The organism is Exiguobacterium sp. s5, assembly GCF_018618075.1.
Lineage (GTDB): Bacteria > Bacillota > Bacilli > Exiguobacteriales > Exiguobacteriaceae > Exiguobacterium > Exiguobacterium mexicanum_A.
Map to the genome: position 1 here is coordinate 125,499 of NZ_JACSLK010000007.1, position 17,917 is coordinate 143,415.

The 17,917-nt window shown below is 52.6% G+C and carries 18 protein-coding genes; 3 read left to right on the forward strand and 15 right to left on the reverse strand.

Translation table 11 applies throughout. The features are described from left to right. Positions 1–12: 12 nt before the first annotated feature. The gene (locus KNP60_RS13860; protein ID WP_214752836.1) at positions 13–1,191 is read right to left on the reverse strand and encodes a DNA-binding protein; all 1,179 of its coding nucleotides are present in this window, start codon (positions 1,189–1,191) and stop codon (positions 13–15) included. A 156-nt stretch (positions 1,192–1,347) separates the two neighbouring features. Between KNP60_RS13860 and KNP60_RS13865 the strand changes: the two genes are divergently transcribed. Then, positions 1,348–1,860 (forward strand): hypothetical protein, encoded by a 513-nt coding sequence (locus KNP60_RS13865; protein WP_138859499.1) that lies wholly within the window; start codon positions 1,348–1,350, stop codon positions 1,858–1,860. 40 nt (positions 1,861–1,900) lie between these two features. Here the strand turns inward: KNP60_RS13865 and hfq are convergent, their stop codons facing one another. From hfq to KNP60_RS13900, 7 genes are all read right to left on the reverse strand, one after another. Further along, complete coding sequence (gene hfq / locus KNP60_RS13870) at positions 1,901–2,149, reverse strand: RNA chaperone Hfq (protein WP_021067304.1); 249 nt, start codon at positions 2,147–2,149, stop codon at positions 1,901–1,903. A 12-nt stretch (positions 2,150–2,161) separates the two neighbouring features. Next, complete coding sequence (miaA, locus tag KNP60_RS13875; RefSeq protein WP_214797742.1) at positions 2,162–3,112, reverse strand: tRNA (adenosine(37)-N6)-dimethylallyltransferase MiaA; 951 nt, start codon at positions 3,110–3,112, stop codon at positions 2,162–2,164. 236 nt (positions 3,113–3,348) lie between these two features. Next, complete coding sequence (locus KNP60_RS13880; protein ID WP_214797743.1) at positions 3,349–3,942, reverse strand: AmiS/UreI family transporter; 594 nt, start codon at positions 3,940–3,942, stop codon at positions 3,349–3,351. Between the two features lie 111 nt (positions 3,943–4,053). Further along, positions 4,054–4,914: a PPK2 family polyphosphate kinase gene (locus KNP60_RS13885; protein ID WP_034777421.1), complete on the reverse strand. Its 861-nt coding sequence runs from the start codon at positions 4,912–4,914 to the stop codon at positions 4,054–4,056. A gap of 113 nt (positions 4,915–5,027) precedes the next feature. Next, positions 5,028–6,557, reverse strand: coding sequence for a M4 family metallopeptidase (locus KNP60_RS13890; RefSeq protein ID WP_214708587.1), 1,530 nt, complete (start codon positions 6,555–6,557; stop codon positions 5,028–5,030). Between the two features lie 179 nt (positions 6,558–6,736). Further along, entirely contained in the window at positions 6,737–7,735 is a 999-nt protein-coding gene (locus KNP60_RS13895; protein ID WP_214797744.1) for an ABC transporter permease, read from the reverse strand. Next, entirely contained in the window at positions 7,728–8,648 is a 921-nt protein-coding gene (locus KNP60_RS13900; protein WP_034779847.1) for an ABC transporter ATP-binding protein, read from the reverse strand. Before KNP60_RS13900 ends, KNP60_RS13895 begins: the two co-directional genes overlap by 8 nt. Before the next feature lie 117 nt (positions 8,649–8,765). Between KNP60_RS13900 and KNP60_RS13905 the strand changes: the two genes are divergently transcribed. After that, positions 8,766–9,515 carry a GDSL-type esterase/lipase family protein gene (locus KNP60_RS13905; RefSeq protein WP_034777417.1) on the forward strand — a complete coding sequence of 250 codons (750 nt, stop codon included), beginning with the start codon at positions 8,766–8,768 and terminating at the stop codon, positions 9,513–9,515. 36 nt (positions 9,516–9,551) lie between these two features. On the opposite strand, the gene KNP60_RS13910 is transcribed toward KNP60_RS13905, so the two are convergent. Further along, positions 9,552–10,223: a hypothetical protein gene (locus KNP60_RS13910; protein WP_214797745.1), complete on the reverse strand. Its 672-nt coding sequence runs from the start codon at positions 10,221–10,223 to the stop codon at positions 9,552–9,554. After that, positions 10,210–11,340, reverse strand: a complete 1,131-nt coding sequence (locus tag KNP60_RS13915) for a mandelate racemase/muconate lactonizing enzyme family protein (protein ID WP_214797746.1) — start codon at positions 11,338–11,340, stop codon at positions 10,210–10,212. Before KNP60_RS13915 ends, KNP60_RS13910 begins: the two co-directional genes overlap by 14 nt. Positions 11,341–11,418: 78 nt before the next feature. Here KNP60_RS13915 and KNP60_RS13920 point away from each other — a divergent pair, with 78 nt between their 5' ends. After that, on the forward strand, positions 11,419–12,609 hold the full coding sequence (locus KNP60_RS13920) for an HTH domain-containing protein (protein WP_214797747.1): 1,191 nt from the start codon (positions 11,419–11,421) through the stop codon (positions 12,607–12,609). Positions 12,610–12,626: 17 nt separating this feature from the next. Here KNP60_RS13920 and nhaC read toward each other — a convergent pair whose 3' ends face one another. The 5 genes from nhaC to KNP60_RS13945 all read right to left on the reverse strand — a co-directional run bounded on the left by nhaC (position 12,627) and on the right by KNP60_RS13945 (position 17,913). Continuing rightward, on the reverse strand, positions 12,627–14,027 hold the full coding sequence (nhaC, locus tag KNP60_RS13925; protein ID WP_034779844.1) for a Na+/H+ antiporter NhaC: 1,401 nt from the start codon (positions 14,025–14,027) through the stop codon (positions 12,627–12,629). A gap of 164 nt (positions 14,028–14,191) precedes the next feature. Then, positions 14,192–15,289 carry an amidohydrolase gene (locus KNP60_RS13930; RefSeq protein ID WP_214708575.1) on the reverse strand — a complete coding sequence of 366 codons (1,098 nt, stop codon included), beginning with the start codon at positions 15,287–15,289 and terminating at the stop codon, positions 14,192–14,194. A gap of 21 nt (positions 15,290–15,310) precedes the next feature. Continuing rightward, positions 15,311–15,655, reverse strand: a complete 345-nt coding sequence (locus KNP60_RS13935) for a DoxX family protein (protein ID WP_034777412.1) — start codon at positions 15,653–15,655, stop codon at positions 15,311–15,313. 55 nt (positions 15,656–15,710) lie between these two features. Next, the gene (locus KNP60_RS13940; protein WP_034777411.1) at positions 15,711–16,973 is read right to left on the reverse strand and encodes a S1C family serine protease; all 1,263 of its coding nucleotides are present in this window, start codon (positions 16,971–16,973) and stop codon (positions 15,711–15,713) included. Positions 16,974–17,094: 121 nt separating this feature from the next. Continuing rightward, on the reverse strand, positions 17,095–17,913 hold the full coding sequence (locus KNP60_RS13945; protein ID WP_214797748.1) for a fumarylacetoacetate hydrolase family protein: 819 nt from the start codon (positions 17,911–17,913) through the stop codon (positions 17,095–17,097). Between the last annotated feature and the right edge of the window lie 4 nt (positions 17,914–17,917).

The window sequence follows — 17,917 nt, forward strand, 5'->3', positions numbered from 1 at the left end:
CTGCACCTCACCTTATAAATTTTCGTGGACCCGCGCCCACTTCTCATAACGGGCATCCAACAAGTCGATCAGATGGAGCATCCATCCTTCCGTCGTGACCGGTAACACGCTCGAGCCCCACTCGCGCTTGCCGTGGTGGGACAAAATCATATGCCAAATCCGGTGATGGACGTCGAGCGGAAGTGTGACGCCGGCAGCTTGTTGACTTCTCTCGAACAAAAGTCCGCCGTACGGCATGTGTCCGATCAAGCTTCCCATCGGGTTGATGGAGATCCCGGTCGTCTCACTCGTGCCGCTGACCGAGAACAGTTGCTCGAACCGGTTCGGGGACGACAGCAAGTGACTGTACTCGAACAACTTACCGATATCATGGAACAAAATCCCGAGCGCGAGCTCGTCCCAACGGAGTGGCTCTTTCAACTCGGCGATGGCCTCACAGGCCGCGTAAAGCGACTCGAACGTGCCGCGGAACGCCTGTTCAACTTTTACACCGTTCATCGTATTCCATACGTCTACTTTGTGCAACTGCTCGGCTTCTTTGATGACCCGGAACGCCATCGCCAAATGGTCGTCTTGTTCTTGAAACCGATAACCAAGTCGAAGCATACAGACCGTGTGCTTCAAGAGGCCGCCGACATAGTTATGATGATGATACAGTGCGGCCGGTGCGAGAACGAAATCGTCCCAATAGCGGTCGAGCAGTGACATCGCGATCGCTTGATAGTCTGGGGAGAGCGTCGACAGAATCGCGAACAGCTCGTCGGCGTATTGTTCCATCGTCTCGTCTCCAGGAAGACCTGGCAACAACGATACCGCTTCGTCCCGGGCAATCGGTTTGGCCCGGTCGATCGTAATCGATTTGGCGCCGTCCGGTTTTGGGTAGACGTCGATTTTCCCTTCGAGCTCGATGACGCCTGACTCGTAAATCGGCAACAATTGATCTTCATTGCCGCGCAACCACTGCTTGGCACGGATGAGTCCACTCGAGGTCGTCAAATTGAGCTGTAACCATTTCGCCCCGGATTTGCCTTCTCGAACTTCGACCGTACTGACGAGCGCTTTCGTCTGAACCGGTGTTCCGTCTGTCAGGTCCGATAGCCGTGTCGCCGACTTCTCTACGGTCGGAAGTTGGAACCGTGTTCGGTCGAATCCGCCCCCTGCAATTGGATCAATCTGTTGGTAATAGTTCATGTGCAATGCCCTCCTTCTTCTCTTTGCCCATTGTATCGTGTTTTCCGCTTCGAGGCGAACATACTTTCGTTATAGGGCCAGAAGTTTCCTGAATTATATTGAAAGCGCTTACTAGAATTGTTACGATAAAGGCAGCTAGATAAAGGGGGAACTCACATGATTTCATTGGTAGATACGTATGAACGGTTGATCGCAACAGGGGAAGCGACACGTTACGCCACTACGCATTCGACAATCGCAAGCATTTTACAGGCATCGACTTGCCCGGTCTCGCATCAAGAGCTCGTCACGGCGGTCTCGGGGCATGCCGGTAACCCATATACGCCAGACCAACTCGTCGACTCGGTCATCGAGCATGAAATGAAAGGGGCGATGGCCGTCCTGCTCGTCGCCGGTTATCCGATCCAAACACCGCTCGCCAAAGCCGTCGTCTTATCGGCGTTCGCACGCACGAACCGGATGAACATCGAGAAACTGAAAGAACTCGGTCATGCTGACTTGCTCGTGCGGATTCAATCGGCAGAACGATCTTGGAAGCGGACATATACCCACTTGTATCGGTCGGCACCGACACAGCTCTGTGACCAGCTCGACTCACTGCTCGGCGGTTGCGCCGTCCATCGTGTGATTGAAGCACTCGATCTCGACCCGAACGTCAAAACGGCATAAAAAAGAGCGGTCCCCGGGCCGCTCTTTTTTATGCCTTAAATTATCCTTCTGTCACTTCGACCGCTTCCGGTTCGAACAACGTGACGTTCCGCGCTGGTGAGAACGTTGAAATCGCATGTTTATAGATCAACTGTTGGCGCCCTTCTGATTCGACGATGACCGTGAAGTTGTCAAACGATTTGATGACTCCCCGAATTTGAAATCCGCTGACTAAAAAGACGGTCGTCGGCACCATTTCTTTACGTAATTGATTCAAAAAATGGTCTTGGATGTTATAGCTAGCCTTCATGTTGCATTCCCCCTAGTCTATGTCTCTTTCAAATAATCGGAATTTTCGAAAAAACTCCTCAACTTCATCATAAATATTTTGATACGATAGTTCAAATGATTTTCGTCCCATATCAACCCAAATCCCATCAAATTGATGACGGAACCATGTTAATTGACGCTTCGCGAATTTGCGCGTGTGCTGTTTGAGCGTCTCGGTCATCTGCTCTCGGGTCATCAATCCATCAAGGTACGGAACGACTTCCTTGTAACCGATGGCCCGCATCGCTTGCGTGTCCCGGTAACCAGCCGTGAGTAAGCGCTCGACTTCTTCGATGAGACCTGCTTCGAGCATCAAGTCGACACGATGGTTGATGCGCGAGTAGAGCACGTCCCGGTCCGCATGCAAGACGAACAATTTATAGGCGTAATGCTCCGACGGGAGGCTATCCATCGCCTGGGCGTCGCCTTGGAGCGCGACTTCAAGAGCACGGATGACGCGGCGGACGTTATTTGGATGAATGCTCTCGGCCCGTTTTGGGTCGAGCGACTGCAGGCGGGCGTGCAGCGCTTCAGGACCATTCGTCTCCGCCTCTAACTCGAGCGATTCGCGCAATGCATGATCGACCGGTCGCTCCGTGAACTCATAGTCATATAAGATTGCTCTGATGTAGAGACCGGTCCCGCCGACCAGAATCGGCAATTTCCCGCGCGCGTAGATGTCATCGATCGCCGCCCGGGCCAACGTCTGGAATTTGGCGACGCTCATCGCCTCGTCCGGGTCACAGATATCGATTAAATGATGCGGAACCCCTTCCGCCTCCTCGACCGTCACTTTTGCCGAACCGATATCCATCCCGCGGTACACTTGGACCGAGTCGCCCGATACGATTTCACCGTTGAACGCTTTCGCGAGCTCGATTCCTGTCTTCGTCTTCCCGACAGCGGTCGGTCCGACGAGGACGATGACTGGTGTTTGTTCCATCCTTGTCACTCCTCAAACGAAAGACCGTTCCAAAAAGGAAACGGTCCGTTAAATTCTTCTTTTAATTGTATCATCAAACACGACCGCAAACAGCATCCATCCGCATAATAATAGTCCCATCAATAAAATTAAGCCATCACTCATCCGTGGTCGCCTCCTTTACGTACCTCATTCCCACTTTTCACACTTTAGACACAATTGAATACGTAAAAAAAGACGCTCACGAAGAGCGTCATTCATTGTGTCACTTCAAGAACTCGGCGGCCTCGCCACATCGTGAACCCAATGTAGAGAACCGTCGTGCCGCTCGCTGCCCACCAGATCACGTCATAGAGCGGTGTCATCAAGTTGGCCAGTCCAAACAGCGCCGGGACGATTAGCGTCAACCAAGCGAGCAAGAATGCGACTCGGGCCGTCAACCCATCAATTTGGCGCCCAAGACCCATCCCTACATAGAACAGTCCCCACAGGAACGACCAGAACAACCAGGTTACGGCGCCCATCACATCGCCCATCGTGAACGAGATGGTGGCATAAAAAACGGCTGAAATCGAAACAAATAGCGAGAACCAACCGACGCCACGTCCGTCGAGGTCGAACAAAAATGTCACACCGACGTACAAATAGGTGAAAGCGAACAAATAGATGCTCGCATATCCGAACACTTCCGCCGAACTCGCCCCGATGACGAGCCACGTCGCGATGAACGTCTGCAACAGTCCTGTGAAGAGACTGAATACACCCGCACTCTTGACGTCCACTTTCCCGAATAAGACGAGGCTGTTAATGAACAGTGCCACGCCACCAAATAATAAACTAATATTCCCCACTCTCATTGCTCCTTCGTACAGATGTCTGACGTCTTATTTTATACGTCCACTGTAACGTGAATTCGTTTTCAGTGCAAGTGGGGAAATGGATGTTCACGGAGTCGACAAAGGTCACTCATTCTCGAGCGTTTCAATCGCTTCATCAATCCGGTCCTGTTCGTCCTCCGTAAATGTCGGGAATTTAGGATCGATGTCTTCAAGGACGTCAATCATAATCGTGGAGACGATATATCTGGCGTACCAGTCATCATCTGCCGGGAGCACAAACCAAGGTGCATGTTTCGACGCCGTGTTCGATAACATATCCTCAAAGATATCCTGGTAATCATCCCAATGCTTTCGCTCTTCGACGTCATTGAATGAAAACTCCCAGTTCTTGCTTGGATCTTTCAGTCGTTCAAGCAAGCGGTCACGCTGGACTTCTTTTGACACGTTAAAGAAAAATTTGATGACTTTGAATCCGTTCTCATCTAAATATTGTTCAAAGTCATTGATTTGGCGATAACGGACCTTCCATACCGACTCTTTGTCCTCTTCATCAGGGATGACCTCTTCCCCGAGCAAATCATGGACGCGCGGGGCGATCACTTCTTCATAATGCGACCGGTTCAAGATGCCTACCTGCCCCCGCTCTGGCATGAGGTCATGCATCCGCCACAAGTAATCGTGTTTCTTTTCCGTGTCCGATGGTTTTTGGAACGCGTTCGTCTTCAACCCTTGCGCGTTCAAGTTCGAAAAGATATAACTGATCGCCTCATCTTTGCCGCCGGCATCGAGCGCCTGTAAGACGACAACGATCCCTTTCTTCGATTCGGCGTACAGCTTCCAATGCAACTCTTTCAATCGCTCCACGCTCTTTGGAATCAACTCGTTTTGTAACGTCTCGTCAGATGGGCGATCTTGTATCGTGGTCGGGAAATCGCTGAGACGAATCCCATTTTTATGGTCAATGCGAAAAGTTTGAATATCCATGTGTCCTCCTTGACTCGATTGAATTCTAAGTACAACATCTATTTACCCTATTCTTTCAAAAAAATAGCGACAAAAAAATCCTTTCCGCCGAAGCGAAAAGGACTGAATCAAGTTTAGTTGATGCCGACCGCATCGAACGATTTCGCCGCTGCGACTGCTTGCGTGCTCGTCGCACCGTGCAAGTCTTTGGCCGATTGAACGACGGCTTGACGTAGGCTTGAGAAGTTCGAAGTCGGTGTCAAGTAGACCGTGAGGGCACGGTAGTAGATGTCCCCCATCTCCATGACGCCGATGCCTTGGACCGAGACGCCGTAGTGTGACCCGCCGCTCGCTAAGAGATAAGCCGCTTTGTTGACGATTCCTGAGTTGATGTGGACGCCGCCGTTATCCTGCGTCCCCGTGTAACGGACCGAGTAGTGGTCCGGGTCACCATATGCTGCCGGATTCGACATCGAACGGAGTCCGTCCCCAGCCACGCCAGGCGTGTAGATGTCTTCCCCGACCAACCAGTCGAAGTTCGAGCCGACACTATATTCCGCGACCGTACCGAAGATATCCGATACCGCCTCGTTGATCGCACCCGATTCATTTTGATAGATCAAACCGGCCGTGTATTCTGTAACGGCGTGTGACAATTCGTGAGCGACAACGTCGAGGGCACCAGAGAGGTACGTGAACGTTTGGCCGTCCCCGTCACCGTACACCATCTTGCTGCCATCCCAGAACGCATTGTTGTAGCTACGGCTATAGTGGACCGTCGAGTTGAGGGCCGCACCGTTGTTATCGTAACTGTTGCGTCCATAAGTGTTCTTGAAGAAGTCATACGTCTTCGTCGCGTTGACATGGGCACTGACAGCGGCCCGGTCGTACGTCGTGTTCAAGACGTTGTCAGCGTCGGCCCAGAGCGATCCAGGAAGGCGCGTCCGGTTTCCGGCGTCATACGTATAGATGCCTTTACCGCGCGTCGAGTCTTGGAGATAGTAGTATGAACCGCTCTTCGTCGTCTTGAACGTTTGGCTCTGACCAAGAACGTCGATTCCCGTTCCCGTAAATGTCGTACCCGTGACGCCGTTCGTCGGTTTGGCGTGCGCCAATTGGTTGTATTTGTTCAATACTTTCCCGCTTGCCGCATCGATGAAGTATGTCCAGCGTGACGGCTCATCCGCATCAAGGATCGTCCCGGTCACTTCATACGCATAGACCGCCTCTTCACCATTCGGATAGACGACGAGTTCCGCTGCCGGCTCAAGCTCGTATGCGCCTTTGTGGCCGACAAGCTCTTTATAACGAGCGACCGCTTTTTGTTCGTTCAGTTTGATCGATTTATGTAATCCTTTAAGTTGTTTCGTATCATCAACGACCGTTTTCAATTGGCCATCGTTATCGACGACACCGACGACAATTCCACCGAAGACTGGCACTCCGTCGACCGTCTGTTGTAATTTGACAACTTGTCCGACTTTGTCACGCTTCGATTCGAGCGTTTTGAATTCGCCTTTCGCTTTCGCATACTCTTTGACGATCGTCGTCGGGGCTTCGTTCGATGGTTTCGTCAACGTGCCCGACTTGAGCTCCGCCGCGCCGACGAGTTGTGGCACGAGCAAGACTCCTGCGATGAGTGATGTAGATAAAACTTTTTTCATGTGTGTTTCCCTCCTTATGTGGTGTCTCCTACTTTACATAGTTTCCCACATTTAATGTATCCAACTTTTTAATTATTTTGACAATTCAAATTATTAAGACATTTGGACTAACCCGTCCTCTTCTCTAGTCGTATCAGCCGTAACAAAAAAAGCGTCACCATGGAAGGTGACGCCAGTCATCAATAGACATCTTTTTGTGTGAAATGGTAGAATGCATACGCGAGAGCCGCTAGCGACCAGACGAATATGACGATGAGCGAGAACGGCAACGTCATCCCCTCGATTGGTGGGGCTTGCCCCTCGAGATAGGTATGAAGACCGAAGTTGACGTTGACCAAATATTTCGAGCTGTCCCAATTCGACCCGAGCGACGTGAGGAGCGGTCCTGAAATCAGGACGGCCATCATGATCCCAATCCCTGTCGCCGTGTTTTTGACGATGACCGAGATCATGAGCGCAATCGTCCCGACGGCTGCGACGACAAACCAAGATAGTCCGACCGACATGAGCAAGTATTGCCACATCGGCAGCGTATGAACGAAGTCGGTCGAGAACGTCCCCGTCGACGAGGCCTGGAAGCCGGTCAAAATCGGGGCGGTCCATCCGTCCCAACCGAGCACGATGACGGAGATGGCGTAACTAACGAACGCCGTGATGAAGATGAGAATCGACGTATAAAGCAGCGTCGTCATCCATTTGGCGAGCAAGATTTTGAATCGTCTTACGGGCCGTGACAACAGTGTCTTGATCGTCCCGTCATTGTGTTCACCGCTAACGATATCCGCCATCAAGACGATGATGAAGAGCGGCAGCACGAGCGTCGTCCCTTGCGAGAAGAAGACTCGCATGAACGTCGGAGCCCCGGGATAGTTCGGGTTGATATCATTATCTAAGTAGTATTGATTCTGTTGGACCTGGAACTCCAAGATTTGACGGAACTCGTCCTGAACGTTCGCCGAGGCGAGCCGGTTTTGCGTATCGACAATCTCTTGTTGCAAATCGACGCGCCAATCGATCGTCCCTTGTTCTTCGCGCTGTTTCTCGATTTGACGATAGTTCGCATACGTGAACATCGAAACGAGCACAATCAAGATGATCGAGACGACGAGGAGTCGTCGCTTCTTATGGATTTTTAAGACTTCGTTCCGAATAAGACCAAGTATTGACGGATTAGACAATATGGTCACCCCCGGTCAATGAGATGAATAATTCTTCGAGTGTCTGGACGCGTCGTTCAAGCCCGAATACGTCGACTCCCCGGTCAAGCAAATAGCGGTTCAAGCGGGCCGTCTCTTCAAGATTCATCGAGACGCGAATCGTGCGCTCGTCGACGACGTCGGCGTGCTCAATCGATTCGAAACCGCGCACAATCGGCAAGACTTCAAAACTGTCGGCCACATGAACATCGACAGTCGACGCCAACTCATGAATCAATTCGTCAACCGTCCCGACTTTGACGATTTTTCCGCGCGACATGATGGCGACGCGGTCCGCGAGCAGTTCAATCTCAGCCAAAATGTGGCTCGAGACGAGGACGCTCAGTCCAGTCTCTTCGACGAGACGGCGGATGAAGAGTCGAAGATCGCGAATCCCCATCGGGTCGAGCCCGTTCGTCGGTTCATCAAGAATCAAGACGCGGGGATTGTTCAACATCGCTTGGGCGATACCGAGCCGTTGCCGCATTCCGAGCGAGTAGGTCTTCACTTTATCATCGATCCGCGCCGTCAAGTCGACGAGGTCGATCACTTCTTGAATCCGGGCCTCATCGACACCGGGCAACATCCGGGCAAAGGCGTTCAAGTTCTCACGCCCGCTCATGAATTTATACAGCTCCGGATTCTCGACGATGGCCCCGATTTGGTTCATCGCCTGAACGAATTGTCGTTCGACGCTGAATCCACAAATCGAGACGGTCCCTTTCGTCGGCTTAATCAACCCGACAATCATCCGGATTGTCGTCGTTTTGCCGGCCCCGTTCGGACCTAAAAATCCGAACACCTCACCTGGGAATACATCGAACGAGATGTCATCGATGATTGTTTTCTTACCGATTACTTTTGTCAAATGGTCTATTTTCAATGTTGGTTGCATCATCTCACCTCTCCTACATTCTATCGGACTCAACCGCATCTGTCCTATTCGAACATTCACATAGGGCAGGTTCAAACTTATTTGATATGATAGTCTCATAGAAAGTGAGGGAATCACATGAAAAATGGGAAATGGTATTCGTTTTTAATCGGTTCGGTCTTCTTGACGGGCATCGCCTTATACGGTTTATGGATCGGCTATCAAGATATCGTCAACCCGCCGGAACGCACACTCTCGATTAGTGAAGATTCGAGACCCGAACCGGTCGGTGACGTTTACGTCGCTTTAGGTGACTCCCTGACACGCGGCGTCGGGTCGACGTCAGGTGCTGGCTACGTTCAGCCGGTCGGTGAAGCGCTCGACGAAGACGGCATTCGTACGCAGAACTTGGCCGTCTCTGGTGCCCGGACTGAGGATTTGTTGGCCCAACTCGAACAACCGGAAGTACGGCGAACGATTGAGAACGCCCGCTACATCACACTCACGATTGGCGGCAACGACCTGTTCAATCGCGGCGAGAACGTCGATAACTTTGAATCGGTCGATATCGAACAAGTCGTGACCGATGCCAAGACGAATTTGAATGACATCTTTGAACAAGTTCGCGGATTGAACGATACGGCACAAATCGTTTATATCGCGCTCTATAATCCATTCCAAGAGAACGAAAACGGTGAGGCGTTCAATCAACTGATTCTCGATTGGAACGCCTCGGCGGCCACGTTCGGAAACGCGCAACGCATCGACGTGATCGACCCGTTCGCTTACGTCTCTGACGTCTCGCGTGACCTCGCGACCGACCAGTTCCATCCGAGCGATCGCACGTACGAGAAGTTAGCCGAGGACGTCCTGTTCATCCTCGAATAAGTAAGATGGCCTGATCATCGCGATCAGGCCATTTTTTCATCGTTCATATTTGACGAGCCAGCTCTCCCCGTCGCGCGTCATGGACGTTCCGTACCAACCCGCCTTCAACAAGGCGCCCTGTTGCTCCGTCTCGCCCATCTCGAGCCATGTCGCTTCTCCGGCCGGTCGCCAGTCGCTGTGCAGTTCCTTCATAAAGATGTAGCGCAACTTCCCGCCATACTTCGGTTTAAGGGCACCGATGCGAAGCCCGAGGGCAAACTTGTCTTTCAAGCTCGGGATGTTGAATGGTGCCACGGTCGCACAGACGAGGTCGAATCGGCTACCATGTTCCAGCTCTCTCATCAGAAGCCTGCCGAGATGCTGTTGCAGGCCGTAGCCGCGGTAGTCCGGATGGACGTTCGTCACTTCTTGATAAATGATGCGTTCCAGTCCCTCTGATGGATAACCGATATCATAGCCGAGATGCTCGTCATCGAGCGGTGGGATGAGGAGCGCGCGGAACGCGATCAACCTTCCCTTGTGATATGCCCCGATGAGCGTCCGGTCCGTCAACAACTTGACGAACTCCTCTGTCGACAGGGACTGATACTGGCTCCCTTCCGTCAGTGTATCCATGACATTCTGTTGCACCGCCTCGATTTGTCCCAGGTCGGTCATCGCCAAATAGGTGACCTCGATGTCGAGGCCGTTACAATCACCGCGCCACATGATCGGTCCCTCCGACGACGTACGTCGCGGTCGTCAGACGTAATAAGACAGATTCATCGACGTCGACACCGAGTCCTGGTCGTTCAGACAATCGAATGAACGGAAGGTCGTACGTCAAATTGCCGATGTCTTCTGCGAAACGGAGCGGCCCTGTCAATTCGACCGATTGGACGATTTTGCTCGAGAACGCGACGTGGAAACCTGCACTCGAGGCGACCGACGACTCGACCATCGACCCGATTTGGCACTCAATACCTGACATCTCGGCCATATGGACAAGTTTTTTCGCCGGGTAGATGCCGCCGCACTTCATCAGCTTAATGTTCACTTTGTGGGCGGCCTGCATCATCGTCAGACGACGCATTTCGGTTACACCCCGCACGCCTTCATCAATCATGAGCGGGACCGAGATTTTCCCTTTTACTTCGACCATGCCTTCAAAATCGTCGGCTTTGACCGGCTGTTCGACCCAATCGATATGGAATGGTTCGAGCAACTTCATCGCTTGGAGCGTCTTGGCAGCATTGACCCAACCTTGATTGACATCGACCCGAATCGGAACGTCCGGTCCGACGGCTCGCCGAACCGCCTCGACACGTCGTATGTCCGAGGCGACATCGACGCCGACTTTCATCTTGACGGCTGTATAGCCTTGTTCGATTTGTTCGAGCGCCTCGGCCGCCATCGCTTCCGGATCTCCGATGCTTAACACGTGCGTGACCGGGAAGGCATCGTGATAACAGCCGCCAAGCAACTCATACACAGGCAAGCCAAGTTTTTTCCCAACAACGTCGTGGCAGGCAATATCAAGCGCCGCCTTCGCCGCCGGCACGTCCCGGATGGCTCGGTCCATCACGTCATGGATTCGTTCCATATGCATCGGGTTTTGCCCGATCAAAAGTGGTCCTAGCACATGTTGGATGACGCTAATCGTACTGTCGAGCGACTCACCCGTGACGTGCTCATCAGCGACGGCCTCGCCGTAACCGACATGTCCGCACTCGGTCGTCAGTTTCACGATCACCGACGGCATGTCGTCATAGCGGTGATAACTGACGATGAACGGTACTTTCAGTGGTAGACGTATCGCAAACAGCTCGATTTTCTTTATTCTCATATCCATTCCCCTTTACTTTTTATATATCGTTAGCTATATTGTCGTTAAATAGTCGTTAAATTGCAAGGAGGAGTTTTGATGTCCATCCATATCGCCATCGTCGGGTCGCACGAATTCGTGGCGACCATCCGTACCCTCGGTGCCCCAGAAGGTGTTCGGTTCGCGTATCACCCTTATGAGCATCCCCATGAAGCAGCCGTTATCGCCAAAACGCTCGGCTCGTTCGATGGTGTCTTTTTTTCCGGGTCGTTCCCGTTCACTTATGCGGCCCCCTACCTTCAAAACGTGGCGACCCATCACGTCGTCCAAGACGAGACTGTCCTATTAACGACACTTCTCTATGCGACGCTCACCCACTCAGTCCCTCTTGATCAACTGTCCATCGATTTGGTCGAGCCGGAGCGCTTGACGTCAATCCTCGAGTCGTTCCCGAATCATGCCTCGACTCCTGTCGTTATGAAAATCGAACCGAGTATCGCTTTCGAAGACGTGATTACTTTTCACACGGAGCACCGGGCCAAGCAGGCGAAACTGGCCGTGACGAGCATCGAACAAGTTCATCGTCAACTCGTCCGTGATGGGTATCATAGTCTATTGATGATCGAGCCGCGGACCACGGTCGAGCGCCATCTCGATATGTTAATTCAACGAATTCGACGCCAGTTCGCGGACGACGCCCAGTTCGCCATCATTCGTTTCGAGACCGACGACAAGGCATTACTCGAACATTTGAAAGTGGTCCGCTACCTTGGCGGACACATCGAATCGACCGACGATGGTCGTATCACGCTACTTACGACACGAGGCGAGACGAACAACGCCCTCGATACAAGTACGCTCAGCCCAACAGGTGATTATCGAATCGGAATCGGCTATGGCACGCAATATCAACAAGCATACGAACATGCTGAGATCGCACTATCGGCCGCGAGCAAGGAGCGCATTCGAATCGTCGACGATTCAAAACGCTTGTCCTTTCCGAACCGTGAGGACCGCATCCCCTATCGAGTGACCGAAGTAGCGGTCTTTGACGTCATCAAGCAAGCCGGGATCAGTCCGGTCAACATCGGTAAAATTATGCAGTTCTCAAAACACCATCTCGAATTCACGGCAAAAGAGTTGACCGACCATCTCGCCGTCTCAAGACGGACGACGGAGCGACTCATCAAAAAATTACATGACGCGCAACTGATCGAAGTGATTGGTGAAGAGATGAGTTACAACCAAGGACGACCTCGTGCCGTCTATAAATTCAATTTCCCGACCTGAATAGGCCGGGAAATTTTTCATTGTGCTGCTTGTTTTTCGAGTGGCGGTTCCACACTCTGCACAGCAATCCGTGCAATCGTGAAGCCTGTGAACGCATAGATAATCGAGATGACCGGAACGATGAAGTTCAAGATCGCGTATGGCGCATATTCGAACGCCCCGACGCCGAGCGTCCCGAGAATGAACACACCGCACGTGTTCCATGGGATGAAGACCGACGTCAGTGTCCCGCCGTCCTCGAGTGCCCGGGATAAGTTTTTCGAGTGAAGCCCCATTTTCTCATAAGCACCTGCAAACATACGAGATGGAACGACGATCGAGATGTATTGTTCGGAACACGTGGCGTTCGTTGCTACCCCGGCGAGAATCGTCGACGCAATCATCGAACCGGCCGTCTTCGCCAGTTTGACGATTTGATTCATGATCGATTGCAGCATCCCCGAGTATTCTAAAATCCCTCCGAACGTCATCGCGACGATCGTCATCGAGACGGTGTACATCATCGCGTCGAGACCGCCCCGACTGAACAAGTTGTCGACGAGTTCATTACCGGTGTCGATCACATACCCGCTCTGCAACGCCCCGACGCTGTCGGCGAGCGAACCGCCTTGGACGATGACTTGGGCGAGAAAGCCGAGCGCAATCCCGACGACGAGTGCCGGAATGGCCGGTACTTTCCTCGCGACGAGGACGATGACAGCAAGTGGAATCAATAGGAGCCACGGCGAGATGACGAAGCTGTCCTGTAAAATACCGAGTGTTTGGACAATTTCTGAAGAGTCCGTCGTCGTCTCACTGAACCGTCTGCCAAGCCACCAATAGGCGCCGAGCGCGATGACGAGCCCTGGAATCGTCGTGTAGAGCATATGCCGAATATGTTCGAACAAGTTCGTGTGCGTCAAACCCGCCGCGAGGTTCGTCGTATCCGACAACGGGGACATCTTATCCCCGAAGTATGCCCCTGAGATGACAGCTCCGGCGACCATCGGTGCTGGTATCCCCATACTCAGTCCGATGCCCATCCCGGCGACGCCGATTGTTCCCATCGTCGACCATGAGCTGCCAATCGAGAGCGCGACGACCGAGCAGATGATACAAATCGTCACCAAGAAATAGGCCGGTGAAATAATCGTCAATCCGTAATAAATCATCGTAGCGACGACGCCTCCCCCGATCCAGGCACCAATCGTTAAACCGACCAAGATGATGATGACGACGGCCGGTAGTGCGAGCCGAATCCCTTTGTACATCATCTCCTCGATCTCTTTCCACTTGTACCCGTGTCGCCATGCGACGAGCGACGCGACCGCTGTCCCGACGATGAGTGGGATGTGCGGCCCTTGTTCCAATTTGACGATGGCTACGAGCATGACCCCGATCATGACAAGTAGCGGCAATACCGCCCAGCGAAGCTTCATGTCTACCTTATTCCCCTGTTGTTCCATGTGTCTTCCTCCCCGATAGCGAAAAATTCAGAATTGTCGTTATATTGTCGCTAATAAGTAGATGATAACGCTTACATTTAAAGTTGGCAATAAAAAAATGAACGAGCTCGTCCGGCCCGTCCATCTAGTCAATCGCTTCAATTATCGTTTGCGGCCCGGCGCAACGTATCGGCGAGTAAGGCGGCCGCTTCTGGTAAGACGTCCCGATCGAACGACATATGAGGATGATGGAGCCCCGGTGTCAAGTTCGCGCCGATTCCGATCATCGTCGCATCGAGTCCCGGCTGTTCGACCGTATAGAAATGAAAGTCGTCACTACCTGATGTAATGATCCGGTCGACGAGCGCGCTTTCCCCGAAGCGGTCGACAATCGCTTCGGCCGCATGTCGGCTCGAGCGTTCGCCAATCTCCGCACCCGGTGTGAAGTCTTGCCAGTCCCAGTGGATGGTGACATCATGAAGGACGGCGATTTGCTGTAACAGCGTCTCGACGCGGTCACGTAACGCGAGCAGCTCCTTGTTCTGTTGAGCCCGGACGTCGAGTGAGAACGTCGCGTTCCCTGGGATGATATTCAAATTATCGCTACCGGCTTGGACGCCCGTCAACTTGATCGAATGGGGCTCGAACGGCGACAAGTAGATGCTTTTGAGCATCTGTTGAATCGTAAAGATGACATCTAACGCGTTTTGACCTTGATGCGGTCGCGCACCATGGGCATCGTCCCCGATAACGCTTCCTCTTAGAAAGAATGCGGCTCCGTGTTGAATCGCAGCCGCATATTGTCCGCGTTGCAATTCCTCGAGCGGTCGCAAGTGGATGCCATACAGCTGACTCACTCCTTCGAGTGCTCCTTTTTGAATCATCGCGAGCGAGCCGTTCCCTTGTTCTTCCGCCGGTTGGAAAATGAAGCGAATCCGCTTCGATAGCATCTCATGTCTCAACAGGTCGAGCGCGCCGAGCACCATGCTGATGTTGGCGTCGTGCCCGCATGAGTGATTGGCTTGAAACGTCCCGTCGACTTGTTGCCATAAGGCATCGATATCGGCCCGGACAGCGATGACGTCATCACCTTGTCCAATCTCTGCGATGACCCCGGTCACGTCCGCAAACGTCTCGTGACGGACTTGCCATGACGTCAAGATGTCGGCAATCGTCTTCGTCGTCTCAACCTCTTTCCAGCTCACTTCCGGATGAGCATGAAAATGCTCAAACCAGTTCAATACGTTCGTCGTCATGATCAATTCCCCCATATGTACTTATATTTTTTTGACCCCTTTGATTAAGAGCCACTGCAGCGGCAATCGGGCCCACGTGACCCATTTTGGGAGCGGTATTTTGCCTAGTTTCGACGGTTTGAGCGCCATGTTGATATTGGCCGGGAACACCGCGATTAAGAAAGCGGGTAATGTCCCTTTCACGAAGCGCGTCCCTTTGTTCATGAGCAACAACACACCATAGACGACCTCGATGACCCCGCTTGCCTGGACCATGAATCGTTTGAACGGCCATGATTTCGGAATAATCGACATGAACGCCCGTTCCTGAATGAAGTGCATGATGCCGGCCCCTAGAAATAAAATCCCGTATAGTTTACGAATCAACTGAACCCCTCCTTTTTTCTAAGCATAACAAAAAAGATGGGCTGCGTGCCCATCTTTACAGTGCGTCTCCATTTGCGTTTTGAATCTCGACATCGACCGTTTCGGTCTTACCGTCACGAACGTATTCGATTGTGACGGTCCCGTCCGTGTCTCGAATCAGTTCACTCCGGAGGTCGATGAACGATGAGACAGCCTGGTCGTTGATTTTCACGATGACATCGCGTGCCTCAAGTCCTGCCCGTGCAGCCGAACTGTTCGCTTGCACTTCAACGATGATTGTGCCCGACGTCACCGACTCCGGCAAATTGATTTGCTCGGTCAAGTACCCCGGTGGGAACTCCGACACGTCCCGAAGCGAGACGCCGAGCGATGGATGATTCACTTCGCCCGTCTGTTCGATTTGATTGATGAGCGGCAAAGCGATATCGACCGGGATGGAGAAGCCGACCCCTTCGACCGAGTCGGTCGCGATTTTCATCGAGTTGATCCCAATCAATTGTCCTGATTCGTTGATTAACGCGCCACCGGAGTTACCAGGGTTGATGGCCGCGTCCGTCTGAATGACTTCGGCGTTGAAGTCGGCTTGTCCGTTCTCATCCGTATCGACCGGGACGAGACGTGACGTCGACGAGACGACGCCGCGTGTGACCGAGTTCTCAAACTGGCCGAGCGGGTTCCCGATGGCGACGACGGTTTGCCCCGGTTTCAACTCGCTCGACTTCCCAATCGAGATGACGGACGAGACTTTGTCCGCATCGACTTCGAGCACGGCCAAGTCATACGTGGCGTCGCTACCCATCAATTTGGCGTCTGCTGTCGATCCGTCATTGAATGTCACGGTCAAACGGTCAGCACCGTTGACGACGTGATGGTTCGTGACGATGTAAGCCGAGTCGCCGTCTTTTTTATAGATGACACCCGAGCCGACCCCGGCTTCGACAGCCTCACTTGAAAAACCGTTTGACGCGAAATTGTTCACCGTCACGACAGCAGGCTGTGCGGTCGCGACCGCATCGGTGACCGAGCTGTCCGTTGTCGTAGACGTCGTCTGGACCGGCGACCCTTCCGACGTCACGTTCGTATCAGACACATTTGTCGGCACTTGATCGATGAACGGAAAAGCGATGGCGCCAGTCAAGACGGCACCAATCACGCCACCGACAAACCCAGGGAACATCCGGCCGACGAACGATGGTCGGGCCGGTTGCTCTGCGCGCGACGGTTCTTGTCGTTGTTCTGACGAGCCGAGCTCGGTATCGAGCCAATCCTCGCGGTGATTTTGTTCATTTGATTCTGTTGGACGATCATTGCGTTCCATGTGTAATCATCTCCTATATGATGTTTCCTCTTTGTTCTACCCTTAGTATAAGAGGCATAGTCATCGTTTTGCGGAAATGAAGCATCGATTACAAGATTCTTCACAATTTGCGTCAATTGGGTCAGACGATGACGTTACGGAGCGTCCCGAGTCCCGTGATGCTCACTTCGACCGTGTCTCCTGATTGGAGATAGACGGGCGGCTTCATGCCGTGGCCGACCCCGGCCGGTGTGCCGGTCGCGATGATGTCTCCTGCTTCAAGTGTCATGCCCTTTGACAAAGTCCGAATTAACTCTTCGATCGGGCGAATCATATCCGCCGTCGACCCATCTTGACGTGTCTCGCCATTGACAACCGTTTGAATCGTCAGTGGGAACGAGAGCTCATCCGGTGTGACGATATACGGCCCCATCGGACAGAACGTATCGAACGATTTGCCGCGGAAAAACTGGACGTGTTGTTTTTGCACATCCCTGGCCGTGATGTCGTTCAGAATCGTGTAACCAAAAATATGGGCATCGACGTCGTCAATATCCCGCCCTGATTTCCCGATGATGACGGCGAGTTCGCCTTCATAGTCGAGCTGGTCGGTCAATTCGGGGTGACGTTCGACGACAGCCTCTGGGCCGACGACCGAGGTCGGCGCTTTCGTGAAGATGACGAGCTTACCGGCCCCCGCCGTATCCATCTCTTTCACATGCTCTTCGTAATTTTTCCCGATACAGATGACATTTTTGAGCGGACGATACGGTGCGACGAACGTGACGTCTTGAAGCGCCAGCCTTAGCGCGACATCTAGATCGACATCCGGTTCAAACTCACGCGCGATGACTTCTAACAACGAAGTCGTATGTAATTGGTCACTGACGTCATAGACGAACTCTCCTGCCACGACACCGACCCTTTGCTCTCCTTCAACTTGAAAACTACACCATTTCATCAAA